19 protein-coding genes are annotated in these 24,406 nt (G+C 61.8%); 3 read left to right on the forward strand and 16 right to left on the reverse strand.

Going from position 1 to position 24,406, the window contains the following annotated elements:
* The 3 genes from CQ002_RS12475 to msbA form a co-directional block, all read right to left on the reverse strand.
* Complete coding sequence (locus tag CQ002_RS12475; protein WP_034105773.1) at positions 1-936, reverse strand: NAD-dependent epimerase/dehydratase family protein; 936 nt, start codon at positions 934-936, stop codon at positions 1-3.
* Positions 929-2,353 carry a bifunctional D-glycero-beta-D-manno-heptose-7-phosphate kinase/D-glycero-beta-D-manno-heptose 1-phosphate adenylyltransferase HldE gene (gene hldE / locus CQ002_RS12480; protein WP_105163095.1) on the reverse strand — a complete coding sequence of 475 codons (1,425 nt, stop codon included), beginning with the start codon at positions 2,351-2,353 and terminating at the stop codon, positions 929-931. Before hldE ends, CQ002_RS12475 begins: the two co-directional genes overlap by 8 nt.
* A gap of 113 nt (positions 2,354-2,466) precedes the next feature.
* On the reverse strand, positions 2,467-4,272 hold the full coding sequence (gene msbA / locus CQ002_RS12485) for a lipid A export permease/ATP-binding protein MsbA (RefSeq protein ID WP_034105777.1): 1,806 nt from the start codon (positions 4,270-4,272) through the stop codon (positions 2,467-2,469).
* A gap of 158 nt (positions 4,273-4,430) precedes the next feature.
* On the opposite strand from msbA, the gene CQ002_RS12490 reads away from it, so the two are divergent.
* Entirely contained in the window at positions 4,431-6,293 is a 1,863-nt protein-coding gene (locus tag CQ002_RS12490; protein WP_105161555.1) for a bifunctional O-antigen ligase/aminoglycoside phosphotransferase family protein, read from the forward strand.
* Between the two features lie 54 nt (positions 6,294-6,347).
* Here the strand turns inward: CQ002_RS12490 and CQ002_RS12495 are convergent, their stop codons facing one another.
* The 6 genes from CQ002_RS12495 to CQ002_RS12520 form a co-directional block, all read right to left on the reverse strand.
* A complete protein-coding gene (locus CQ002_RS12495) occupies positions 6,348-7,229 on the reverse strand; it encodes a glycosyltransferase (RefSeq protein ID WP_105161554.1) in 882 nt (293 codons plus the stop codon).
* On the reverse strand, positions 7,226-8,374 hold the full coding sequence (locus CQ002_RS12500; protein ID WP_034105783.1) for a glycosyltransferase: 1,149 nt from the start codon (positions 8,372-8,374) through the stop codon (positions 7,226-7,228). Before CQ002_RS12500 ends, CQ002_RS12495 begins: the two co-directional genes overlap by 4 nt.
* A 59-nt stretch (positions 8,375-8,433) precedes the next feature.
* The gene (locus CQ002_RS12505; RefSeq protein WP_034105785.1) at positions 8,434-9,834 is read right to left on the reverse strand and encodes a PIG-L deacetylase family protein; all 1,401 of its coding nucleotides are present in this window, start codon (positions 9,832-9,834) and stop codon (positions 8,434-8,436) included.
* Positions 9,831-10,727 carry an antimicrobial resistance protein Mig-14 gene (locus CQ002_RS12510; RefSeq protein ID WP_105161553.1) on the reverse strand — a complete coding sequence of 299 codons (897 nt, stop codon included), beginning with the start codon at positions 10,725-10,727 and terminating at the stop codon, positions 9,831-9,833. The genes CQ002_RS12505 and CQ002_RS12510 overlap by 4 nt, the downstream gene beginning before the upstream one ends.
* Positions 10,728-12,485 (reverse strand): carbamoyltransferase, encoded by a 1,758-nt coding sequence (locus CQ002_RS12515; protein ID WP_034095562.1) that lies wholly within the window; start codon positions 12,483-12,485, stop codon positions 10,728-10,730.
* Positions 12,486-12,638: 153 nt separating this feature from the next.
* Entirely contained in the window at positions 12,639-12,980 is a 342-nt protein-coding gene (locus tag CQ002_RS12520) for a YceK/YidQ family lipoprotein (protein ID WP_034105790.1), read from the reverse strand.
* A gap of 147 nt (positions 12,981-13,127) precedes the next feature.
* On the opposite strand from CQ002_RS12520, the gene CQ002_RS12525 reads away from it, so the two are divergent.
* Both CQ002_RS12525 and CQ002_RS12530 read left to right on the forward strand, forming a co-directional pair.
* The gene (locus CQ002_RS12525) at positions 13,128-15,221 is read left to right on the forward strand and encodes a TonB-dependent receptor (protein ID WP_105161552.1); all 2,094 of its coding nucleotides are present in this window, start codon (positions 13,128-13,130) and stop codon (positions 15,219-15,221) included.
* A 74-nt stretch (positions 15,222-15,295) separates the two neighbouring features.
* Entirely contained in the window at positions 15,296-16,684 is a 1,389-nt protein-coding gene (locus tag CQ002_RS12530) for a surface-adhesin E family protein (RefSeq protein ID WP_098465645.1), read from the forward strand.
* A gap of 727 nt (positions 16,685-17,411) precedes the next feature.
* Here the strand turns inward: CQ002_RS12530 and CQ002_RS12545 are convergent.
* Genes CQ002_RS12545 through waaF form a run of 7 tightly spaced genes read right to left on the reverse strand, consistent with a single transcriptional unit; the run spans position 17,412 to position 24,355 of the window.
* Complete coding sequence (locus CQ002_RS12545) at positions 17,412-18,848, reverse strand: lipopolysaccharide kinase InaA family protein (RefSeq protein WP_105161550.1); 1,437 nt, start codon at positions 18,846-18,848, stop codon at positions 17,412-17,414.
* Positions 18,848-19,600, reverse strand: a complete 753-nt coding sequence (locus CQ002_RS12550; protein ID WP_069021305.1) for a lipopolysaccharide kinase InaA family protein — start codon at positions 19,598-19,600, stop codon at positions 18,848-18,850. The genes CQ002_RS12545 and CQ002_RS12550 overlap by 1 nt, the downstream gene beginning before the upstream one ends.
* Complete coding sequence (locus CQ002_RS12555) at positions 19,597-20,331, reverse strand: lipopolysaccharide kinase InaA family protein (RefSeq protein WP_034105800.1); 735 nt, start codon at positions 20,329-20,331, stop codon at positions 19,597-19,599. The genes CQ002_RS12550 and CQ002_RS12555 overlap by 4 nt, the downstream gene beginning before the upstream one ends.
* Positions 20,331-21,137 carry a lipopolysaccharide core heptose(I) kinase RfaP gene (rfaP, locus tag CQ002_RS12560; RefSeq protein ID WP_034105802.1) on the reverse strand — a complete coding sequence of 269 codons (807 nt, stop codon included), beginning with the start codon at positions 21,135-21,137 and terminating at the stop codon, positions 20,331-20,333. Before rfaP ends, CQ002_RS12555 begins: the two co-directional genes overlap by 1 nt.
* Positions 21,134-22,258, reverse strand: a complete 1,125-nt coding sequence (locus CQ002_RS12565; RefSeq protein ID WP_034105804.1) for a glycosyltransferase family 4 protein — start codon at positions 22,256-22,258, stop codon at positions 21,134-21,136. The genes rfaP and CQ002_RS12565 overlap by 4 nt, the downstream gene beginning before the upstream one ends.
* Positions 22,258-23,319, reverse strand: a complete 1,062-nt coding sequence (gene waaC, locus CQ002_RS12570; protein ID WP_034105807.1) for a lipopolysaccharide heptosyltransferase I — start codon at positions 23,317-23,319, stop codon at positions 22,258-22,260. Before waaC ends, CQ002_RS12565 begins: the two co-directional genes overlap by 1 nt.
* Position 23,320: 1 nt before the next feature.
* On the reverse strand, positions 23,321-24,355 hold the full coding sequence (gene waaF / locus CQ002_RS12575) for a lipopolysaccharide heptosyltransferase II (protein ID WP_034105809.1): 1,035 nt from the start codon (positions 24,353-24,355) through the stop codon (positions 23,321-23,323).
* Positions 24,356-24,406 lie beyond the last annotated feature (51 nt).

Here is a 24,406-nt window from a genome sequence, read left to right on the forward strand (position 1 = left end):
TCAGCCTTCGAGCAAGCGCTCCAGCCCAACCTTCAACGGTGTCGGCTCGGGCAGCGTGAAGCTTGCCAGCAAGCGCTGGTTGTTCGCCCGCGAATGCCGGATGTCCCCGGAGCGTGCCGGCCCGTAGGTAATAGCCGGCAACTGACCCACCACTTCCTCCAACGCCTGCAGCACTTGCTTGAGCGTGGTGGTGCGGTTCCAACCCACATTGATCGCACCCAGCGGCGCGGCCGGCGCTTCAATGGCCTGCACCAGCACGTCTACCAGGTCTTCCACGTACATGAAGTCACGGGTTTGCTCGCCATCACCAAACACGGCAATCGGCACGCCCTGCTGCACGCGCTCGCTGAAGATACTGATCACGCCGGAGTACGGCGATGACGGATCCTGGCGTGGCCCGAAGATATTGAAGAAACGGAAGATCACCGGCTCCAGGCCATGCTGGCGGCGATAAAAATCGAAGTAGTACTCACTGGCCAATTTGTCGGACGCGTAGGGCGTCAACGGCGCCTTGGTGGTTTCCTCGTCGATCGAAGCACCTTCGCCATTGTTGCCATACACCGCGGCACTGGAGGCATACACCACACGTTTGACGCCAGCCGTGCGCATGGCTTCGCAGACATTCAAGGTGCCCACAAAATTGCTCTGGTGCGTGCTGACCGGGTCGTCCACCGAGGCCTGCACCGAGGCCACCGCCGCCAGGTGCACCACCGCGGCTACACCGACGGCGGCGCGGGCTACCTGCTCGGCATCGGCCACATCACCTTCCAGCAGTTCGACACGCGAGTTGTCCAGCGGCAAGTTGCTGCGTTTGCCGGTGGACAGGTTATCCAGCACGCGCACGCCGTAGCCTTTGGCAAGCAGCGCATCGACCAAGTGCGAGCCGATAAAACCGGCACCGCCGGTGATCAGGACCCACTTATCAGCGTTACTCATTGTTGCGGATCTTCTCGACAATGGCGGTGGTCGAGCTGTTCTCGACCAGGCCCAGCACCTTGACCGTGCCACCGTAGGCGCTGACGATATCCGCTCCCACGACCTGGTCGACGGAATAGTCGCCGCCCTTGACCAACACGTCCGGCTTGACCTGGGCCAGCAGGTTTTCCGGGGTCGCTTCAGGGAAGCTGATCACCCAGTCCACCGCGCCCAGGCCAGCCAGTACCGCCATGCGACGGTCGACACTGTTGATCGGACGACCCGGGCCTTTCAGTCGGCTTACCGAGGCGTCGTCGTTGACCGCAACGATCAGGCGATCGCCTTGGGCACGCGCCTGCTCCAGGTAGGTCACATGACCGGCGTGCAGGATGTCGAAGCAACCGTTGGTGAACACAATGCTTTCGTTGTGGGCACGGGCATCGTCAATCGCCAGCAGCAACTGCTCGATGCTCAGCACTCCGCGTTCCGAACCTTCGGAACGCTGGATCGCACGGCGCAATTCAGGCGCGCTGATGGCCGCAGTACCCAACTTGCCCACCACGATGCCCGCCGCCAAGTTGGCGAGGGCCACGGCATGGGGCAGCTCTTCACCCGCTGCAATCGAGGCGGCCAGGGTGGAAATCACCGTGTCGCCGGCGCCGGTGACGTCGAACACTTCACGGGCGCGTGCCGGCAGGTGCATCGCCGGGTGGCCAGGACGCAGCAAAGTCATGCCATGCTCGCCACGGGTCACCAGCAAGGCGCCCAGGTCGAGATCGGCCATCAGCGCCGCGCCCTTGGTCACCAGGTCGTGCTCATCGGCACAACCGCCGACGATGGCTTCGAACTCGCTGAGATTAGGCGTGATCAGGCTGGCTCCGCGGTAAATCGAGAAGTTCTTGCCCTTGGGGTCGGCCAATACCGGGATACCCTTGGCCTTGGCGGCCTGGATCAATTCCTGGTGGTTCTTCAAGGCGCCTTTGCCGTAGTCGGACAACACCAGCACCTTGATGCCTTCGAGCAGCGCGTCGACCTGGCCGCTCAGGGCCAGGGCGTCGGTGGCGAAGGGTTCTTCGAAATCGATACGCAGCAGTTGCTGGTGACGGCTCATGACCCGCAGCTTGACGATGGTTGGCTGATGGGCAATGCGCTGGAACAGCGCGCGCACGCCAGCACCGCGCAGGCTGTTGGCCAGGCTGTTGGCGGCTTCGTCATCGCCGGTCACACCGACCAGGGACGCCGGGGCGCCCAGGGCGGCAATATTGAGCGCAACGTTGGCAGCGCCGCCTGGACGGTCTTCGATTTGCTCGACCTTGACTACCGGTACCGGCGCCTCAGGGGAAATCCGTGAGGTACCGCCATGCCAGTAACGGTCGAGCATGACATCGCCGACCACCAAGACAGGGGCTTGATCGAATCGCGGCATGGACAACTTCATGGAGCAACCCACATACAAAATGAACAGGGGCGCGATATTAGCACAGGGTTGTGGGAGGTTTGCGGGAGGGTTTTGCAATGTAGGAGCCGGCTTGCCGGCTCCTACAGGGAGGTTCAGGTAATGTCGGCGGAAATCGGCGCATCCAGGCCCATGGCATGCAGGCGAGCGTAATAGCCGTTCTGTGCCAGCAGCTCACTGTGGGTGCCCCGCTCGACAATCCGGCCATCGTCCATCACCAGGATCAAGTCGGCCTTTTCGATGGTGGACAACCGGTGGGCGATCACTAGGGTGGTGCGACCTTGCATGACCTTGTCCAGCGCCGCCTGGATGTGACGCTCGGATTCGGTGTCGAGGGCCGAGGTGGCCTCGTCGAGAATCAGCAACGGTGCGTTCTTCAGCAGGGCACGGGCAATCGCCAGGCGCTGGCGTTGGCCGCCGGACAGCAGCACACCGTTCTCGCCGACCTGGGTATCGAAGCCCTTGGGCAACTGGTCGATGAAGTCCTTGGCATTGGCATCCGCCGCAGCCGCTTCAACGTCTGCCCGTGGCGCACCGGACAGGTCACCGTAGGCGATGTTGTTGGTCACGGTGTCGCTGAACAGGGTCACGTGCTGGGTCACCTGGGCGATGTGCTTGCGCAGGTTGAGCAATTTGTAGTCTTCGATCTCGACACCATCCAGCAGGATTTCGCCGCTTTCATGGTGGTAGAAACGCGGGATCAGGCTGGCCAGGGTTGACTTGCCGCTGCCCGAGCGCCCAACCAGGGCGATCATCTGCCCCGGCTCGGCAGTAAAGCTGATGTCCTTGAGCACGTGGCGTTCGGTGCCGGGGTAGGTGAAGTTCAGGTTGCGTACATCGAGGCGACCGCTGACCTTGTCGCGCTCAACGGTGCCGTTGTCGACTTCGACCTCTTCGTCCAGCTGTTCGAAAATGCTCTCGGCGCCCGCCACGCCCTTCTGGATCGTCGAGCTGACTTCCGACAGTTGGCGAATCGGCTTGGGCAACAGGCCGGCCAGGGTGATGTAGGCCACCATGTCGCCGGCCGATGCATCGCCGCGCAGATAAAGAACCAGGAACATCAGCACCGCCATGGCGGTGTAGATCACCAACTGCAGGGCTGGCGTGTAGATCGCCCCGGTGCGGGTCATGCGCAGTTGCTTGTCGGTGTTGCTCTGGCTGGCCTTGAGGAAGCGTTTTTCCTCGTAGACTTCACCACCGAAGCTGCGCACCACGCGATAGCCCTGGATGGTTTCCGAGGCCACGTGCGTCACGTCGCCCATGGCCACCTGGATCTTCTTGCTCTGCTTGCGGAATTTCTTGCTGGCCGTGCTCACCATCACTGCGATCAACGGCAGGATGGCGATCATCACCAGCGTCAGGCGCCAGTTCATGTACAGCAGCGAGGCGAACAGGAAGATCACCGTCATGCCTTCACGGATCACGACCTTGATCGCATCGGTCGCCGCCCCCGTGACCATCGTCACGTTGAAGGTGATGCGTGAAATCAGGTGCCCGGAGTTGTGATTGTCAAAATAGCGGTTGGGCAGCGTCAGCAAGTTGTTGAACAACTGCACGCGCAGGTCATGGACCAGGCCCAGGGACACCTTGGCCAGCAGGTAGTTGCCCAGGAACGAACCCAGGCCCTGCCAGGCGGCGATCAGGATGATCAGCAACGGCACGGCTTGCAGCAATTGCAGGTCCCGAAGAAATGGCACAGTCGGGAACAGCACGGCTTCAGGGTTGGAAAGACCGTCGACGAAGTACTTGAGGATGTACCCCAGCATCGGCTGGGTCGACGCGAAAATCAGAAATCCGACGATACTCATCGCGAACAAGCCGGCGTAGGGCTTAACGTAACTGAGCAGGCGGAAGTATATTTTCAAGCTCGAAGGGCTTGCGCTCGGACTGGAGTCGGTCATATCACGCGGCGTTTTGAAAAAGGAGGCTGACTTTAGCACAGCTTCTCTGTTGTACTTGCACCCTGCATGACCCACAGCCTGGTTGGATCCAACCAGCGACATTATATAGCCACTACTTTAAGATGGTCGGCTTTCTCAAAATGGAATGGCTTTACTGTATGCACTCCAAGCGCCTGATCTATGGCTCAAATCGCGTTTTCGACTTCCTGGTCCTGTGGATTTTGCCCATCGGCTTGTTGTTGCTGCTGAGCTCGCTGTTCTTTGTTACCAATCGCAATGTGCTGCACAAGTTCTACTACGGCCTTTTCAGCGCCCCGACGTTGCTGTTGCTGTGCCTGCGCCCCAGGGAAATCAAGGAACTGCTGCGCGAGCCCCTGGCGATCGCGTTCCTGGTATTTTCCGCCTGGGCGCTGACCAGCCTGCTCTGGAGCCCCGAGCATCACCCGGACACTGACCTGTTCAAGCGCCCCCTGCACACCTTCATGCTGTTTGCGGGTTGCGGACTGTTGCTGCATTACCGCAACGACCTGTTCAAGCCGGTGTTCTTCAGCGCGGCGGTGATTGCGCTGGTGGTGTGCGTGTGTAACCTCGTGGCGTTTTCCAAGGGTTTTGAACCCGGCACGGGCATGCGCATGATTGGCGGTCGAGGCGCCCTCGACAACCCGCTGCTGAGCTCCCACGTGTTCGGCTTTTTCTGCGTCTACTGGCTGTATATCTGCATGACGACCCAGCGCCTGCAGGTGTTGTGGTTCAGCATCCCGGCCCTGGCAATCATGACCCTGACGGTGCTGGCCACCGGTTCGCGCACGCCCTTGGTAGCGTTGACCCTGACGATCCTCTGGATGACCTTCGTCAGCCGCAACCGCCGCTCGGCCTTGTTGATAGCGGGCATGGTCCTGGGCGGCGCGGGGCTCCTGCTGTTCTATCCGGAACTGATCACCAACCGTGGCAGCTCGTTCCGCTTTGAGCTGTGGGGCATGTCGCTGCAACGCATCGCCGAACACCCATGGATCGGCCACAGCTACGACTCCGAGTTGTACCTGACCCTGGCCGACGGCTATGAGCTGCGCGAGCCGCACAGCTTTGCCCTGGGCGTACTGTATTACGTCGGTATCATCGGCTTTATCCCGTGGATCTTCATGATCGGCTGGGGACTGTACAAAGGCCTGAAAGAACGCGCGCAACCACTGTTTATCCTGGCCTCGTCGCTGCTCACCTACGGTATCGGCGCCGGGCTGACCGAAGGTGGCGGCATCCTGTCGCGGCCCAAGGAACACTGGTTCCTGCTGTGGATCCCGCTGGCCATCATTGCCGGCCTGAGCATTGCCCAGCGCCGTCGCAGCGTGCTGCGCAAGCCGGTGCACATGATCAAGCCCGAGGCGTTCGACCAACTGTGCAGCAACGCCCAGGTGATCGAAGCCGACGGCCTCGGCCCCAAAGTCCTGCGCCTGGCCGACGGCCGCTTCCTCAAGGTTTTCCGCGCGCGCCGCTGGTACACCTCGGGCAGCTTCAACCCCTACGCCGAACGGTTTGCCAGCAACGCCGAGCAATTGCGCGCCCTGGGCATCCCCACACCGCAGATTCTGGACCTCTACCGCCTGCACGACGCCAGCAGCGCCGTCAGCTATACGCCACTGCCCGGCCTGACCCTGCGCCAGGCGCTGCAAAGCCTGGACAACAGCCTGCGCGAGTCACTGATCGAGCGTTTCGGCCAGTTCATGGCCCAGTTGCATGAGCGCGGCGTGTACTTCCGCTCGCTGCACTTGGGCAATGTGCTGCTGATGGATGACGGCGAGTTCGGCCTGATCGATATCGCCGACCTGCGCATCTTCCCGTCACCGCTGCGCAACGCCTTGCGCCAGCGCAACCTGCGCCATATGCAGCGTTACCCGCAGGACCGCGCCTGGTTGTTCGAGACCCATTTCGAGCAGTTGGCCAAAGGCTATGCGTCCGTTGCCAGCCAAGGCGCCACGGCAAAACTCCGCGAGCACGTGCTGGCGCTGGCCAACCCCGCCACCTGATAAAAAAGGCGACTATCACTGCTGATAGTCGCCTTTTTCATTTCTGCTAACGCCTCACTTCCTCAGAGGCGCCAGATACAACCGCACCAAGCCGCGCAGGGTCTTGCGCCCCCAGAACTTCAGCGGGATCTGCTTGAGGATTTCCCGCGCCAGTGGCCGATCACGGTCGGCCGTCTTGAGGAACATCGAGTTCAGGAAGTTGTAGCGCACCGCGTCATAGGCCGGGTGGTCGCTGAACTGGGCATAGGTCTTGAGAATATTCTGGATCATGTAGCGGTGGTTCTTGTAGGTGTTATTCGCGTGCTGCCGGTACTGCGCCATCACCACGCCGAGGGCGTCGATCGTGTAGCCGGCAGCAGTGATCTTCAGTTGGATCAGCAGGTCTTCCAGGGGAATCAACGGGTCGAAGCCGCCAACCTGCTCCAGCACTTCGCGGCGGATCAGCATGGTCGGTGCCGGCGGGAAAGGCTTGCGATCCATGAACATGTCGTCGAAGTCCAGGCTGCGAAACGGTACGTCGCGGCGCTGCTTTTTCTCCGGGTGCAGGTTGCCGTCACCATCGATCAGTTCGATGTTGCCGGCGCACATGCCCACCTTCGGCTTGTCTACCATATAGGCCACCTGGGTCGCGATACGGTCCGGCAGCATGATGTCATCGGAACCGAACGGTGCGATCAGGCTGCCCTTGGCGCGGGCGATAGCACCGTTGAGCGTGGCGGTCAGGCCCTGGTTCTGCTGTACCTGGAAATCAAAGCCGTGCTCGGCCTGCAGACGTTGGATGCGCTCGACGCTGTCATCCTTGGAGCCGTCGTCCACCACCAGCAGCTCGATATTCGGGTACGTCTGGCCGAGCACGCTGAGGATGCTCTCTTCGATGTAACGGCCGTGGTTGTAGGACGCGATAATCACCGAGACCAGGGGTTGTTGCGCTATCATGCTCTACCTACTTCTTTCAAACCGGTTTCGATGAGGTTCAGGTACTTCTGCTGGAATTCAGCCAGTGCGTGGTTTTCTTCCAGGTAACGGAACACCTGTTCACCCTTGGCGCGCAATTGCTCATCGCTCATGGCCAGGTACGTGTCCAGGGCCGCTGTCAGTTGCTCGACATTACCGGGCTCGTGGGACAAACCGCCCGCCCCTTCAACCAGCGGCAGCATGGCCGGCCCGTTGGAGGCAATCACCGGCAAGCGTCCGCTCATGCCTTCCAGCAGCGCCAGGCCCAGGCCTTCAAGCAAGGAAGGCATGGTCCAGATATCGAAGGCACGCACATATTTGAGGCCATCCTCGCGAAAACCCAGCAGATGGGCCCGGCCGGTGAGACCAAGGCGCTCGATGTCCGCGCGCAAATCCGCCTCGGCACGGCCGGAGCCGATAATGCCGACCTGGGCGTTGGGGTATTTGTCCTTGAGGCGGGCGAACGCTTGCAACAGGTGCGTATGGCCCTTGATCGGCACCAGGCGCCCCAATGCGCCGATGATCCGCGCGTCGAGCGGCAACCCGAGCGCCTGGCGCGCCTGCTCGCGTGGCAATTGCAAGGCCTCGGCCTGCGGAATATCGATGGCGTTGGTGACGAAGGTGGTGTTCTGGGGCGTAAAACCGCAGTTGAGGCCGACCAAGTAATCCCTGACCGCCGCCGACACCCCGACAAAGCGCCAGGCCGGGCTGACCAAACGACGCGTCTGGCGCCGGCGATACGCGCGCTCGTACTCGCCGAAACCGTGGGAGATACCGATGCACAACGGGATCTTCAACCAGCGGTTGAGCGACAGCATCATGTTCACCGACTTGAAGCGGTTACAGATGACCACGTCGAACTTCTGCTCGCGGCAATATTTGTAGATTTCCCACATGGCGCCCAGGCGAATGCCCTTGAGGGCCTTTTCGGGAAATTCGAAATATTTGGAATGATCGGCCACGCTCAACGGCTGGCCAGGCTGCGGTCGCCCGCTGAGAAAGGCCGACGTCACCTCGAACCGCTCGGTCGGCAACGCCTTGACGATCTGCTCGCCGAGATCGGCGAAATCATTGAGCTTGACGTTGTAGTCAGGCTGCAACTGCAAAACCTTGAAACGAGGCTTCATATCACTCCATGAGGCAATCGGGCTGCTACACGCGGGCAGCCCGACGAAAAAAGTCAATTTCAGTCCTGCTTCAGCACCCAAAGCAGCTCGTGACGGCGCACGGCCTTGCGGAAAAATTCGTTCTCGCCGTAAGGCGATGGACCACGGCCGGCCAGCCATTGCTGCAACAGGCGACGTACCCGGCGCTTGAACGGTGCACGGGGCTGCAAGTCATGCATCATGCCCAGCGCCATGGCCTTGTCCTGCTGCTGCCCCAGACTCAGCACGCGGCAATAGGGCTCAAGTACCTGAGCGGCATCGAACTGCGGCGGCAAGGCAACACCGGTGCCTGAATCCCCCATGGGCCAACGGTCGTTATCATGCAGATGATTGGCATAGCCGAGCAAGGTGGTCGGCTGCCACTCCAACCCCTGCAATGCTTGCACCACGGCGGTGTGCGCGCAGATATGGTCCGGGTGCGGATCGAGCACCGGCGTCGGCAACACAATCACCTCGGGGCGCGCCTTGAGCAGCAGCGTGCGCAGGTCGGCAATCAGGTTGTGCCAGGTCGGAGCGCCGTCCGCATCGCCTGGCAGCGCCAAGGCATTGAACTGACGGAACAGCCGCGTATCGTCCAGCTGCGCTTCGCGGGATGCCTGGGGTTGATCGGGAGCGTCACGCATGGCCGGCAGTTGCAGGCAGAAGTAGCCCAGTTGCACACATTGTGCCTCGGGCACACCGGCCCATCGCGGCACGGCAATGCTGTCCCAGGCGCGCAGGCGCCCTTTGATCCGCGCCGCTTCAGCCTTGGCCATGCCCATCTTTTGATAGTGCTCGGCCTCGATTTCACCTGCCGTCAGGGTCACGATCCAGCTCTCATCCGCCTGGCCATACAGGCCGAAGGCGGCTAACTCGGCATCGTCGGCATGGGGCGCGATCACCATCACCCGCTGGCGGGCAGCGTCTGGCTGGCGAAATACCCACAACACAGGCTGGCCGATCACGCGGCAAAAACGACCGCGCAGGCGCAGCTCACCCGCAGCCAATGCTGGCGCCGAGCCTGTGAGGTTCAGGTAACGCTTGCCGGCCACACCGCGCTCGAACGCCTGGCGATCGTCCAGGCACTCAACCGCAGGATCAAAGAAACGACCCCACAGGTTGCTTTTGAGCTGTACCTCGACGATCAGCGTTTCATCGCCCGCCAGTTCAAGCGGCGTATCGGCCAGCAACCTGCCGCCTTCCAGACGCAACCCGACCTGCTGGCCACTCGGCGAGAAACTGTACTGGTAGTCATCCTTGGGCGAATAAAACAGGTGGTCAGCAAACCAGGCCTCGTGGGCCACCCACAACACCACCGCCAGGATCAGTGGCAGCCACCAGGCCACCAGCACACCGGCCGCGACCAACAGCAGCAGACCCACCAGCAGCGCAATGCGTTTATTGCGCCGGTGGCGCTTGAGCAGTTGCTGCTTGCGGCTCATACGCTGAACACCGGCACTGGGTTGCACCAGCGCTCCTTGTACTCGCGGTCGGCACGACCGAAGGAGAACCGCAGCGGTTTGTCCACGGCCCGCGCTTGTTCCCAGGCGCTTTGCGTGTTGAGGAAACTCAGCACGCTACCGGGGCTGAACGCACGGGTTTCAGGGTCGACACCGCCGTTGACGTACTCGATGCTGATCCACTCGGGCGCCTCGACGCGGTACACCAGCTGTACCGCAATCGGGGCGTCGTTGAGAAACAGCACCGAGCCGATCAGGAACTCCTTGAGCAGGGCCAGCACCTCGGCCAGGCGCTCGGCACCCGTGGCCGGAAAACCCCAGCGGCGCTGGAACAGATCACAGTAGATCGCCGCCAGTTCCACGCTGGAAAACTCGCCCACCGCCTGCACCACACCGCCCGCTTCTTCCAGCAGGCGCAATTCGCGGCGCTGGTTGTAGCGAAACTTCTTCGACAGCTCTTCGGGGGTACGCGCCATGGCCAATTGCTCGGCCTGGGGCTTGAGGGTGCTGATGCGGCCCTCGTTCAACGCTGACAGGTAGCGGCCACGGTGGCGTACGGGCAGCTGCGCAGCGGCGACGATCGGCAGGATGATCTCGGCATTGCCCAAGTCAAACAGGCCTTTCTTGCCGCTGCGTTTGAGCACGTCCTTGGACAGGGCCAGGTCGCGCCCCCAAGTGGCAATCGCCCCCTTGAGTTCGCCGTCCTGTTCCCAACCCAGGTAACGCACGGGAATCTGCGCCAGGTGCGCCAACCGCTCGACAATCTGCGGATGGGTCGCCACGCTGCCGCCAAACCGCTGCCAGGCCTGGGCGTAAACCTCGGCCTCGACAGGCGTCCAGCCACGCTCACGCCAACCCTGGAAGCGGTTCAGCATTTAGACCACGGCGTCATAAGGGTCCACGCCGTCCTTGACGACCAGGATGTCTTCCATGATCAGGTACTGCAGGTCGGAGCCAAAGAACATGTTCAACGCGTCGGTCGGCGAACAGATCATCGCTTCGCCACGACGGTTGAGCGAGGTGTTCAGGGACACACCGTTGCCGGTCAGCACTTCCAGCTCTTTCATCATGTCGTAGTAGCGCGGGTTGTATTCGCGCTTGAGCACCTGGGCCCGGGAGGTGCCATCTTCATGGACCACTTCCGGCACGCGGGTTTTCCATTCTTCCGCCACTTCAAAGGTGAAGGTCATGAACGGCGCGGGGTGGTCGACCTTGATCATCTGTGGCGCCACGGTGTCGAGCATCGACGGGCAGAAAGGCCTCCAGCGCTCACGGAACTTGATCTGGTGGTTGATGCGGTCCGCCACGCCGGTCGCACTAGGGCAACCGATGATCGAACGACCGCCCAAGGCACGCGGGCCAAACTCCATGCGGCCCTGGAACCAGGCCACCGGGTTGCCATCGACCATGATCTTGGCGATGCGCTGGGGCATGTTTTCGATCTTGCGCCAGTTCGGCTTGCTCTCGTGCTTGGCACACGCGGCAATCACGTCTTCGTTGCTGTAGGACGGGCCGAGGTAGACGTGTTCCATCTTCTCGACCGGTACACCACGGGCGTGGGATACGTAGGCCGCCGCGCCCACCGCGGTGCCGGCATCGCCGGACGCGGGCTGTACGAACAGCTCCTTCACGTCGTCACGCGCGATGATCTTCTGGTTGAGCTTGACGTTCAGTGCACAGCCGCCGGCGAAGGCCAGCTTGCCGGTGTCTTTCAGGATGTCGCCCAGGTAGTGGTCGATCATCTGCAGGGCCAGTTTCTCGAACAGTGCCTGCATGCTGGCGGCGTAGTGGATGTAAGGCTCGTCGGCGATATCGCCTTCGCGCTTGGGGCCCAGCCACTCGATCAGTTTTGGCGAGAAGTAGAACCCCTTGCCTTTCTCTTTATAGCGGCGCAGGCCAATGACGTTGGCGTAGTCGGTGTTGATCACCAGCTCACCGTTCTCGAAAGAAGCCAGGCGCGAGAAATCGTACTTGCTGGCATCGCCGTACGGCGCCATGCCCATGACCTTGAACTCACCGTCGAGCATCTCGAAACCGAGGAACTCGGTGATTGCGCCGTACAGGCCGCCCAGGGAGTCCGGATCGTAGAATTCCTTGATCTTGTGGATCTTGCCGTTTTCGCCGTAGCCGAAGAACGTGGTGGCGTACTCACCTTTACCGTCGATACCGAGGATCGCGGTTTTCTCCTGGAAGCCGGAGCAGTGGTAGGCACTGGAAGCGTGCGCCAGGTGGTGTTCCACCGGCTCGATCTTGATTTTCTTCGGATCGAAGCCCAGTTGCTCCAGGCACCAGACGATCTTGTTGCGATAGCGCTTGTAGCGACGGTTGCCCATCAGGATCGCGTCAAGGGCGCGGTCCGGGGCGTACCAGTAACGCTTGGCGTAGTGCCAGCGCGCCTCACCGAACAGGCTGATCGGGGCGAACGGGATCGCTACCACATCAACGTCGGAAGGCTTGATGCCAGCCTGTTCCAGGCAGAACTTCGCCGACTCGTAGGGCATGCGGTTCTTTGCATGTTTGTCGCGTACGAAGCGCTCTTCTTCGGCGGCCGCGATCAGCTTGCCGTCGATATACAGGGCTGCGGAAGGATCATGGCTAAGGGCGCCGGACAGGCCAAGAATCGTCAATGCCACAGGGGTCTAGCCTCTTTTAGTCTGCATGCAGGCGGGTCGCGCCTGAAAAAAGTGTGCCTCCTGCCTGGGCAGGAAACAGCTAAAGGGCGGGATTATAGCGTAAACACGCAGCGGGATGATCTAGGGAATGTGGTGACCGGTTGTCACTGCAGACTAACGGAAAATCTCGATGCTGCCGTCCTGGTTCTGCCGATAGACCGTGTAGGGCAGCACCAACGTATCGAGCACGCCCGACAGCGCAAAATCGATGAACACGAAAGGAAGCGTGGCGATCTCTTGGTCCTTCAGGCTTTTTCTGGGGTTGGGTTCGCCATTGAGCAAGCAGAAGTCATACACCACGCCGCTGTAAACACGCGGCACGTTCTCACAATGGCTGCGCAAGTCCTTGAGGTTTTGGCTCGCCACCGCGTCTTCTCTAAATACCGTATTGATGGTGCCGCAGCCTGCGGTCGAAAGGACAATGGCGGCGAGCAGAAGATTCTTTGTAGGATTCACGGGCAATTCCCTTTGGCAGAAGCGAAATAGCTTAACCCAGGGCTATCACACACACAGGCGTCGGCAAACGGCGGGAAGATTCGGCAAAGGGCCGCTGAATCGTTAAACTCGCGCGCTTTTGCGCGCTCTATGGATGTTGGTTTGCTCATGAAAGCTGTTGCCCCTACTCGTTTAATGTTGTTGCTCCCCGGTATTTTGGGGCTGTACAACGGCGCCCACGCCGACGAGGCACCGCTGGTGCTCGACCCCAGCGTGGTCACCGGTTCGCGCAGCGCCAGCCCGGCGTTCGACCTGCCGTACTCGGTGGATGGCATCCGCCGCGAGCAGATCAGCGATGGCCAACTGGGCATCAATGCTTCCGAAGCCTTGTCCCGCGTGCCCAGCCTGGTGGTGCAGAACCGTCAGAACTATGCCCAGGACCTGCAGATTTCTTCCCGAGGTTTCGGCGCCCGCTCGGCCTTTGGCGTGCGCGGCATCAAGCTGATCGCCGATGGCATTCCCGCCAGCACGCCGGACGGCCAGGGCCAGGCGGCCACGTTCAACCTCGATACTGCCGAGCGCATCGAGGTGCTGCGCGGCCCTGCCGCTACCTTGTATGGCAGTAATGCCGGCGGCGTGATCCAGATGTTCTCCCGCGACGGCGAAGGCCCACCGCGCATCGGCGCCGAGACCCTGGTAGGCAGCGACGGCCTGAACAAGAACCACCTGACCGCCGAGGGCGCCGCCAATGGTGCGGGTTTTGTACTCGATGCCTCGCGCATGGACACCAACGGCTATCGCGACCACAGCAGCGCCCGTCGCGACCAGACCTTTGCCAAGCTCAACTTCCAGCCGGATGACGACAGCAAGCTGGCGCTGATCTACAGCAGCCTGGAGCAGAACGGCACGCAGGACCCACTGGGGCAGACGTGGGCGGCGTACAAGGCCGATCCGCGCTCGGTGAGCGCCAATGCACTGACCTACAACACGCGAAAAAGCATCGACCATCAGCAGCTGGGGATGAATTACGAGCGCTATATCGGCGATGCGACACTGCAGGTGAATGCGTATACGGGGCGGCGGAGTGTGATTCAGTACTTGTCGATACCCAGGGGCACTCCCGCTAACGAACGTGGCGGTGGCGTGGTGCAATTTGACCGCAAGTTCTACGGCGGCAGCGTGCGCTGGATGCAACCCATCGAGAGCGCCCCGGGTGATTTGATGATCATCACCGGCCTGGACTTCGACCAGAGCGAAGACAGTCGCCACGGTTATCAGAACTACAGTGGCAGCGCCCTGGGGGTAAAGGGTGAGCTGCGCCGCGATGAAATCGACACCGCCCGCAGCCTGGACCCGTACATTCAGGCTAACTGGGCCCTCGACCGCTGGACCCTGCAAGCCGGCGTCCGGCACAGCACGATGGAGCTGGACGTCGACGACCAATTCCTCAGCAACGGCGATTCCAGCGGCAACAAAACCTATCAAAAGAACACGCCGTCGATGAGCGTGATGTACGCCTTCACCCCGCAGTTGCACGGTTATATCAGCGCCGGCAAAGGTTTCGAAACACCGACCCAGGCCGAATTGGCCTACGCGCCGGGCAGCGTCGAAGGGTTCAACTTCGGCCTGAAGCCGTCGCAGAGCACCCAATACGAGGTGGGATTGAAAGCCCAGCTCAACAACACGCGGATCAACGCCGCCGTCTTCCAGATCACCACCGAGGATGAATTGGTGGTTTATCAATCCCTGGGTGGCCGCACCAGTTACCAAAATGCCGGCCGCACCCTGCGCCGAGGCTTCGAACTGGGCATCGAGAGCCAACTCAGCGAACAGTGGAGCACCCATCTCGCCTACACCCGCTTGCAAGCCACCTACGACAGCGACTTCATCAGCGGCGGCAGCACCGCCGTCGACAAGGGCAACTACCTGCCCGGCGTGCCGCAGACCACGCTGTTCGCCGAGCTGAACTGGAAACCCCGCGACTGGGTCAGTACCGCAATCGAAGGCCTGTACCGCAGCAAGGTCTACGTCGAGGACACCAACAGCCAACATGCCGCGCCGGGCTACAGCGTGTTCAACTGGCGCGCCCGCTTCGAGCAGAAAGTCGAGCACTGGACCTTCCACCAGACCCTGCGCCTGGATAACCTGCTCGACCGTCAGTACGTCGGCTCGGTGATCGTCGGCGACGGCAACAACCGCTACTACGAAGCAGCACCCGGGCGCTCATGGTATGCAGGGGCAGGCGCGGAGTACCAATTCTGATCAGCCCCCCGCACAAAAAACGCTGCGGGCGGTCGAAATCCCCTGATCACCTCGCCTCCCTGCAAGGAACGCTCATGAAACATATCGCGGTTTTCGTCGCCCTGGGCCTGCTCAGTGGTTGCGGTGCGCAAGGCATGAAGAACGGCGGCACGGCCGATGCCCCGTATAAAGACATGCTCAAGAAGCCATTGCTGGCCGACTCGATCATGCGTGACGGCGACGACCTCAGTTACCAGGTTCACGTCACGCTGACCAACAACGTCTCCGTGCCGGATATCGCGCAGCTTCAGGCGTCCTGTGCCACCCCGAGCGGGAGCCTGTTGTATATGGAGGCTCCCGGGACCCCAGGCCCTGACGGCCAACCCACGCGCATTACCGTCATGCGCAACCTGACGCCGGAGGTGATTGGCGAACTGCAACAGAACGCCAGCTTCACCGAGGCTTGCGCCCGCACGCCGCGCCCGGATTGGCGCCTCGTCAGCACGACAGACACCCAACGCCAGTTGCTGATCGACCATGCCAGCCTCAAGAAAGTAGGCGAGAAAGTGGAGCTCTGGGGCGCCTACGATGAGCCGCTCATCCTGACCAACAAACTCAAGAAGATGCCCTACGCCCAGACGCGCATGCACTGGGAAGTCAGTTGCAGCCACCAGACCTATCGCACGCTGGCTACGTTCAGCCTCACGCCGAAAAATACGGTGACCTTCGGCGATGTGGTCGCCGTCCCCGTAGACCAGCCCTTCAGCGCCGCCGAGGCAGACACCCAGGCCCTGCTCAAGGCCGCGTGCTCGCCGACGACTGCGCAGTTGCCGGTAGCCGTTGCGCGTACCAAGCTCCAGCAAACCCTGACACCCGAACCGGTCCCGGCAGCAGTGACGAAGGCCATCACCGCACTGGGAATGCCTGCTGCAACCAAGCCCCTGCGCCATCTTATGGAGAAACGCGACCTGGGTTCATCCAGTTTGCGCACTGACGTGTTCATCGAGCCCGACGCTGGAAACACCCCGCTTAAAATCCGCCGGGCGACGCAATTCTCAAGCAGCAACATCACGACATTCCGAGGCTTGTTCAGCCTGACCTTCCAAGGCGATTTCGACTTACGCGGAATGAAGGTGTCGGCGGCAAGTAACGTCGAGCAACTCAGTTTCACCGGCGACTGGAAGCAGATGCCGATCGGCGCCACGCTGGGGTTCAAGCTCAAGGAGCTCAATCGAAACACCGCTGAAGAGGATCGCGTGCTGTCTCGCGATTCGACCTGTGTCGTAACCCGCGAACTGCCGGCCAGCAACATCAACTCGACGCTGAGTGGCAATGCGAAGGCGCTCAATTGCACGGCCACGGGGGATAACTACCAGGCGACCAGCACCGTCATGTACCTGCAGGACTACGGGTATTTCTTCGCCAGCGAGGACGTCATCCAGGGCAAATACAAAACCCGTACGACGCTGATCAACGCGCAATAACGCCCTGACAGCCAACCACTCTCTAACTGCAACCCCGCGATCCAAAACTGTGGGAGCGGGCTTGCCCGCGAAGGCGCCCCGACAGCCGCCCGCTATCTAACTGTCACCCCACGATCCAAAAATGTGGGAGCGGGCTTGCCCGCGAAAGCGTCCCGACAGCCGACCACTCTCTAACTGTCACCCCGCGATCCAAAAATGTGGGAGCGGGCTTGCCCGCGAAGGCGGCCTGACAGCCGACCTGGGTGTTGGATCAGACTGAGTACATATCCGTTATCTAGGCAACGGCTGCTATGGGTTCCGCTCTTACAGCGGGTCACTTTGGAAAAGAGCCCCAAAGTAACCAAAAGGCTCTTGCCCCAACACTCGGCACCTCGCTCACGCTCGGTGTGCCCGTAATCCGACAGGGATTTGGGGGGCCGCCGCCACGCGCCCTCCATGGCGCAGGGCGGCTAAACCGGCATCCCTGCCGGTTTACCCCCCAAATCCCTGTCGAATTCCGGCCAGCGTGTTTGATGGGGCGCCTGAAATCAAAAGCACGATCAAGATCAAGATCAAGATCAAGATCAAAAACAGGATCAAAAACAGGATCAAAAACAGGATCAAAAACAGGATCGAGACCGGCTCGCTTCGCATCGTGGGTAGCGCTTTTTGGTGCCTGTGCGGCGATAGCGGTTGTGCAGCCTCTATGGCGTTGACGGTGAGACGACTATCGCCGGCGAGCCGGCGCCTACAGTGTTGGCAGCCGCTGATCGATCAGTTGGTAGAGTGCGCTGCCTTCAGGCCAGTTACGCATGAACCGCGCACGGTCCTTGGCGTATGCCGGGGCGAAGCTGGCGGCAGAGGTGTGTTGGCACATCGCATCAAGGTCGATCAGCGACCAGCGGTCTTTGTCCCAGAACAGGTTATGCCCCTTGAAGTCGCCATGGCTGATGCGCTCGCGGATCAGGTTCGCAAACAGGCGATCAAGCGCCTGCAGTTCGTTTTCTGGCGCAGCACCGTTTTCAACGTACGGCGCGAAGCGTTCGATGATGTCAGGGCCCGGCAGGTATTCGGTGATCAGGTAGGCGCGGCTACGCAGCCAGAAAAAGCGCGTCTCCAGCACGGCCAGCGGCTTGGGCGTGGCGATACCGAGGAACGCCAGGCGGTTGCCTTCGCGCCAGGAATGCCAGGCACGGCTAGGGCGCCAGAAACGTCTGAGCCAATGGGCGAAGCCCTTGATGTTGTAGCGTTTGATCACCAGCGGCCGACCCGCCACCTCGACCTTGGCCACGCTGGCGGCGCCACCGGTCTTGTACAGATGCCCCTGGCCCAGCAGCGTATCGGCCTGCTCCAGCACGGGCAGCATTGCCGGCTCTTCTTCGCGACGGATCGCGCGCAAGGCAAACGCGCCGCGCACGACGCTGAACAGCGTGCAGTCGCGGCCGACCTTGCTCAAGAAGTCCTTGAGGCGCCAGGCGCTGACCTTGCGCACCTGTTTCTCCAAGGCCTCCAGCGGCAGGGCATGCTCGCTGTTGCTCAGCAGGTAGTACACCAGCAGTTCTTCGGTGAACGGCTCGAGGTTTTTTGGCAACTGGGCGAAAAATACCCCGAGGTTCTCCAGCACACGGTTGCGCGACAACGGCTTGCCCGCCTCTTCGACGCGGATCCCGGCACCATCGATCAGGTACAGCTTGCCGTCCTGGCGCAGCAGGTTGTCCAGGTGCAGGTCTTCCTGCCACAACCCCTTGGTGTGCATCTGTGCGATCGCGCCCAGCGCTTCGGCAAGCACGGCGGTTTGTTCGTCAGCCAACGGCGGCAAGCTTTCGACGGCCTGCCAGGCATCCGCCAGGCTTTCGGCCCCCTCGATAAATTCGAACAGCAGCCAGCCGCCCTCGCCTTCCTGCAAGCCATCGGCCAGCAATAACGGCGTGGTCAGGCCTTGCTCGGCCAGCAGGCGCACGCCACTGAGCTCACGCTGGAAATGCCGCGCCGCCTTGCTGCCCACCAACAATTTGGCCAATACCGGACGCCCGCGCCACACCGCTGCGCCGACATAGCGCTCGCCCGGCAACACCCGCAGCAAACTCAACAGCTGCAGTTGGCCGGGGCCTGCGGCATCCGCGAGGTCAAGGGTAAGGGGCAAGCTCGGAGCGCGGCCGGCGCTTTTTAGCTCGGACAGGCGCATCAGCGTTTCTCCTTGTGGCTACGCCGCGCCGTCAACCGCTGCAGCCAACTCGCGACCAGCGCGCTGTCTTCAGGCTGATCAAGATAGGCGGCCAACAGCTGACGCACCTGCGCGTCCGACCACTGCGGTGCACGGCGCAGCAGGGGTTCGAGGTCCTTGACCCGATCACGCCAGCCGAACAACAGCGGGCGGGTTTTCTCCAGGTCGATCAACTGCGCGGCATAACCGTCACCGGTCGCTTGCAGGAAAATATGCTTGGGATAAAAACAGCCATGCACCTGGCCGACGCTGTGCAGTCGGCGTGCCAGTTGGCCGCAGGCCAGCAGGATCGCACGGTGCTGGGCCTCGCTCAGTTGCGGCCACTGCTCCAGCAAGGAGTCCAGGTCATTCCAGCCGTCCAGCGCGCGGGTAAGCAGCATCGCACGGTACTCGCCGCCGACTTTGCGCTCGCCGTAGAACGCTGCCTGCAACGCGGGGATACCAAGCTTGCGATAACGGCTGATATTGCGAAATTCACGGGAAAAGCTCGGCTCGCCAAAAGGACGGTGCAAGCTGCGCGTCAGGTAGTTGCTCTGGCGCTTGAGGTAGTAGCCGTGGCCGTCGAGCTCAAGGCGAAACACACTGCTCCAGCCACCACGGCTGGTATTGGGCTCGTCGACCGCGTCCAGCTGCTTGGCCCACAGGGCATCGAACGTGGCCAGGCCGTTGCGCTCCAGCAGCGCACGGTCTTCAGCCGCCAGGAAATCACTCATTCGCGTCCCTCGAAAAACTTCACCACGTGGCGAATACGCTGTTTGTCCGATGCACTCAGGTGCCGGCGCTGACGGTATTGCATGTAGAAGCGCAGGCGCTGGGTGGCAGACAGATGATACTTGGCCACCTTGTCCAGGCAGGCCAGGTCCTTGGTGATACGGTACTTGAGCCAGAACCCGCGCCAGAAATCACCGTTGGGGCAATCGATCAGGTACAGCGTGGACTGGTCATCGATCAGCAGGTTGCGCCACTTCAAGTCGTTATGGGTAAAGCGGTGATCGTGCATAGTGCGGGTGTATTCGGCGAGCTGGCGGCTCACCGCGTCAACCCACTTGGGATCGCGCAGGCGCGCATCATTACGCTCGGCCAGCACCGAAAGGTCTTCGGTTTTCGGCAACTCGCGGGTGATCATCGCCCCTCGCTCATAGGCCAGGCCTTTACGTTCCAGGCCCCAGGCCACGACGTCAGCGGTGGGGATGCCCCACTTGGCGAAACGCTTGAGGTTCTGCCATTCGGACTTGACTCGCGGCTTGCCCAGGTAACGCCGCAGGCCCTTGCCGGCGCCGGTGTAGCGCTTGACGTAGTAATTAACCCCGCCCCGCTCTACCCGGATCACCTCCGACAACGGGTCGCGGGTCAGTCGCTCGCCTTGCAGGGCGAATACCGCTTCGAGGCTTCCAAAATCAACCGCCAGGTTGGCGTAGGCAGGTTCCAGGTTCCAACCCGCCATCAGATCGCATCCCCGTAGCGTTGCTTGCGCGCATACAGCTTGTCGGCCTTGCGCTGCATCAGGCTCAACGACGCCGATTGCTCGGCCAGGATCTGGCGCAACGGCTGGCGGAAATAGCCCTTGAGGAAGCGCAGCTTGTCGCGACGGGTCAGGCCAATGTCCAGCGCCGAGTAGTACAGCGCGGACAGGTCCTTGTCGCGCCAGCGCAACGGCAGGTGGGCACGCAGTTGAGCGCGGTGCAGGTCGATCACCGACAGCTTGATGCTGTTCGCGTCGATGGGTTTCGAGGTGTCCAACAAGAAGTGGCACAGGTAGCAATCGCGATGATTGACGCCCCCCCGGTGCATGTCGCCGACCATGCGCGCCAACTCGGCCGTGAGGGCGTGACGCAACGCAGGCGCGGGCGGCTCGGCGACCCAGTTGAGGGTGACGTCTTCGAGGCTGAGCGTCGGCGCCAATTCTTCGGTGATGATGAACGAGTGCTGGTCCGCCGGGTTGCTGCCTTTTTCGCCGAAGGCCACGCCGGTCATGGTCGGCACGCCGAGCGCCTGCAAGCGATGGATCGCCGACCACTCAAGGCCGGCACCCAGCACCGGCAACTTGGCGGTGATCAGGTTCTTGAAGATTTCGCCCCAGCCGATGCCACGGTGGATCTTCACGAAATACGGACGGCCGTCGACCTCGGTGCGCAGGGTGCGACGTGCTGCCAGTTCACGGAATACTTCACCTTGCAGTTTCTCGACTTCGGCAAAGGCATCAAGCCCGGCCCACAAAGTCTTGAACGGTTCGGCAAGAATCAACTTCATCGTTTTGGCTCCGCCAGAATCACATCCGCAGCGTGCTGCGGCATGCTGTAGAGGTCGGCCGTCTCGGCGTAGGCCAACCCATTGCGGCTCCACGCCGCGCGCTGTGCAGTGTCGGTGAGCATGTGCGTCAGGTACTGGTTGAGCTGGTGCTGTTCGAACGGCTCATCCAGCACCAGGCCACTGTCGGCTTCAGCGATGTAGTGGGCATACCCACACACGGCCGAGACCAGCACCGGCAACCCGGCCACCAGGGCTTCGAGCAACACAGTGCCCGTGTTCTCGTTGTACGCCGGGTGGATCAACAGGTCGGCGCCCAGCAGGAAACGCGGGATATCGCTGCGGCCCTTGAGGAACTGCACGTTGTCCCCAAGCCCCAGCGTCGCGCTTTGCAGCTGGAATACTTTGGGGTCGTCCTGGCCGATTACAAACAGTCGCGTGCGTTTTTTCAGCTCGGACGGCAACGCGGCCACGGCCTTGAGGCTGCGATCGACGCCCTTGGTCTTGAAGCCCGAACCGATTTGTACCAGCAGCAGGTCGTCGTCGCCCAGGTTGAACTCCTTGCGGAAACCCTCGCGAATCTCGGCGGCATTCGGCGGTGCGCGGCGATCCTGGGCAATGCCCGGCGGCAGCAGGTGGAAGCGCTCCAGCGGCGTGTCGTAATGCTTGATGAACAGCGGCTGCTGCACTTCGGAAATCATCAGGACTTCGGTCTTGGCATCCTTGGCAAACACCGCACGTTCGTACTCGGCAAAGTGCTGGTAGCGACCGAAATAGCGGTACAGCGAGTGGCGCAGGTTTTGCGCCTTGTCTTCAAAGCAGCCGTCGGCGGCGTAATACACGTCCAGCCCGGGCATTTTGTTGAACCCGATCAGGCGGTCCACCGGGCGCTTGGCCAGGTCGGCAGCCATCCAGGCGCTGAGTTTCTCGTTGCGCCGGTGGTTGAAGAATGCCTTGACCGGTGCCACCAGCACTTCGAAGCCGGGCGGGATATCACCTTCCCAGATCAGCGTGTAGACACGAATCTGGTGGCCGCGCTGCTGGCACTCCAGGGCGATGCGCATGAAATCGCGCTGCAGGCCACCGAAGGGGAAATATTTGTATAGAACAAAAGCCAGTTGCATCAGTGCAGCTCCTCAGCCAATAACAACGTGCTCAGTCGGCTGGCCACACGCTCAGGGTTCAAGCGCGTGAAGCATAGGGGCGACTCGCGCTTGATGTCGAACCGACGCAAGTCGTCGGCTGTCGGTTGATAGGTACAGTGCTTTTGCAGGCACGGCGCGCAGGGGAAGTCGCTGGCCAAGTGAATCTGGCCCTTGCCGTAGGCACCGGTGAGGCCCGGGTTGGTTGGGCCGAACAGGGAAATGGTCGGCACATCCAGCGCGGCGGCCAGGTGGCCGAGGCCGGTGTCCACCGCCACACAGGCGCGGGCACCGGCCAGTACACGGGCGACACCGGCCAGGTTCAATTTGGGCAGCACTTCGGCGTTTTGCAGGCCCTGGGCCAGGCGTTCGGCGCGGGCTTTTTCATCGGCATTGCCCCAGGGCAACTTCACGTCCACGCCCAGGCGCCCCATGCGCTCGGCCAGTTCACGCCAGTAGGCTTCGGGCCAGTGCTTGGTGTCCCAGGTGGTGCCATGCAACAGCAGTACGAACGGTTTCTTGGGCGGCAGGCCGAGCAGCTTGTCGACGCTCAAACCGTAGTCGCCCAAGCCCTTGGGCAAGTCATAGCCGAGCGCAACGGCGAACAACTGGCGCAGACGCTCCACCGCGTGTTGCCCACGGGCCACGGCCAGGCGCCGGGAGTAGAAGCGCGCCGCGAACGGCTCACGCGCAGAGTTTTTGTCGAAGCCAGCGACGGGAGCCCTTACATAGCGGGTCAACCAGGCGCTTTTGAGCAGGCCCTGGGCGTCGATCACCAAGTCGTATTTGGTCGACTGGATGCGCTGCTTGAAACGTCGCCACTCGCCACTCTTGAGGGTCTGCCAGAGGTTCTTGCGCCAGCGGCGGATCGCCACCGGAATCACCTTGTCCACCGCCGGATGCCAGGTGGGAATCTCGGCGAAGCCTTCTTCCACCACCCAGTCAAATTGAATGCCGGGGATCGCCCGCGCGGCATCGGTCAACGCCGGCAAGGCATGGATCACGTCGCCCAGGGATGAGGTCTTGATTACCAGTACGCGCAAACTATCGGACCTCGACCACAGAGCCTTGCAACCGCTGCAAGGCTTCGTTCACCGGCTGCGGCAGCAATTGGCGCATGCAGTTGTAGTGACCGAAACGGCAGGTGCGATCAAAGCACGGGCTGCAATCCAGGCCCAGGCGCACCACTTCGACCTGGTCGGCCAGCGGCGGGGTGAAGCCCGGCGAGGTGGAACCGTACACCGCCACCAAGGGGCGGTTCAGCGCTGCGGCCACGTGCATCAGGCCGGAGTCGTTGGACACCACCGAATCGGCGCAGGACAGCAGGTCGATGGCCTCGGCCAGGGATGTGTCGCCACTGAGGTTCACGGCTTCTTCGCGCAGGCCAGGGATCAGGCGCTGGCGAATGTCCTCACCCACGGGGTGGTCCTTCTTCGAACCAAACAGCCACACCTGCCAGCCTTCGCGGATCTTGGTCTCGGCGACCTTGGCGTAGTGCTCTGACGGCCAGCGCTTGGACTCGCCAAACTCGGCGCCGGGGCACAAGGCCAATACCGGGCGATCCAGGGTCAGGCCGAACTTGGCCAGGGCGGCGTCGCGGCTCAGCGGGTCGATCTGCAGGCTCGGGCGCGGGTACGGCTTGGGCAACTCGGCGCCCGGCGCGTAGGCCAGGGCCATGAAGCGTTCGATCATCAGTGGGTAGCGGGCCTTGTCCAGCGTGCGCACGTCATTGAGCAGCACGTAGCGAAACTCGCCACGCCAGCCGGTGCGCTTGGGGATGCCGGCAAAGTACGGCACCAGTGCGGATTTGAGCGAGTTGGGCAGCAGGATCGCCTGGTCGTAAGCACCCGCCAGGGATTTACCGATGCGACGGCGGGTCGCCAGTTCCAGGGCACCGTGGCCGAGCGGGAAGCTCAAGGCCTTGCGCACCTCGGGCATGCGCTCAAGGATCGGCCGGCTCCACTCAGGGGCGAGCACGTCGATTTGGCAGTCGGGATGACGTTGCTTCAGGCACTGGAACAGTGTCTGCGCCATCACCATGTCACCGACCCAACTGGGCCCAACGATCAGAATATTCATGTAGTTTCCACAAACGATGCGGGGAGGCCTATGCCTCCCCGCCGTAATAGT

The organism is Pseudomonas sp. MYb13, assembly GCF_002980075.1.
Lineage (GTDB): Bacteria > Pseudomonadota > Gammaproteobacteria > Pseudomonadales > Pseudomonadaceae > Aquipseudomonas > Aquipseudomonas lurida.

Bases quoted from the DNA above. Each gene is read 5' to 3' on its own strand.
- CQ002_RS12475 (WP_034105773.1), bottom strand. From the start codon at position 936: ATGAGTAACGCTGATAAGTGGGTCCTGATCACCGGCGGTGCCGGTTTT.
- hldE (WP_105163095.1), bottom strand. From the start codon at position 2,353: ATGAAGTTGTCCATGCCGCGATTCGATCAAGCCCCTGTCTTGGTGGTC.
- msbA (WP_034105777.1), bottom strand. From the start codon at position 4,272: ATGACCGACTCCAGTCCGAGCGCAAGCCCTTCGAGCTTGAAAATATAC.
- CQ002_RS12490 (WP_105161555.1), top strand. From the start codon at position 4,431: ATGCACTCCAAGCGCCTGATCTATGGCTCAAATCGCGTTTTCGACTTC.
- CQ002_RS12495 (WP_105161554.1), bottom strand. From the start codon at position 7,229: ATGATAGCGCAACAACCCCTGGTCTCGGTGATTATCGCGTCCTACAAC.
- CQ002_RS12500 (WP_034105783.1), bottom strand. From the start codon at position 8,374: ATGAAGCCTCGTTTCAAGGTTTTGCAGTTGCAGCCTGACTACAACGTC.
- CQ002_RS12505 (WP_034105785.1), bottom strand. From the start codon at position 9,834: ATGAGCCGCAAGCAGCAACTGCTCAAGCGCCACCGGCGCAATAAACGC.
- CQ002_RS12510 (WP_105161553.1), bottom strand. From the start codon at position 10,727: ATGCTGAACCGCTTCCAGGGTTGGCGTGAGCGTGGCTGGACGCCTGTC.
- CQ002_RS12525 (WP_105161552.1), top strand. From the start codon at position 13,128: ATGAAAGCTGTTGCCCCTACTCGTTTAATGTTGTTGCTCCCCGGTATT.
- CQ002_RS12530 (WP_098465645.1), top strand. From the start codon at position 15,296: ATGAAACATATCGCGGTTTTCGTCGCCCTGGGCCTGCTCAGTGGTTGC.
- CQ002_RS12545 (WP_105161550.1), bottom strand. From the start codon at position 18,848: ATGCGCCTGTCCGAGCTAAAAAGCGCCGGCCGCGCTCCGAGCTTGCCC.
- CQ002_RS12550 (WP_069021305.1), bottom strand. From the start codon at position 19,600: ATGAGTGATTTCCTGGCGGCTGAAGACCGTGCGCTGCTGGAGCGCAAC.
- CQ002_RS12555 (WP_034105800.1), bottom strand. From the start codon at position 20,331: ATGGCGGGTTGGAACCTGGAACCTGCCTACGCCAACCTGGCGGTTGAT.
- rfaP (WP_034105802.1), bottom strand. From the start codon at position 21,137: ATGAAGTTGATTCTTGCCGAACCGTTCAAGACTTTGTGGGCCGGGCTT.
- CQ002_RS12565 (WP_034105804.1), bottom strand. From the start codon at position 22,258: ATGCAACTGGCTTTTGTTCTATACAAATATTTCCCCTTCGGTGGCCTG.
- waaF (WP_034105809.1), bottom strand. From the start codon at position 24,355: ATGAATATTCTGATCGTTGGGCCCAGTTGGGTCGGTGACATGGTGATG.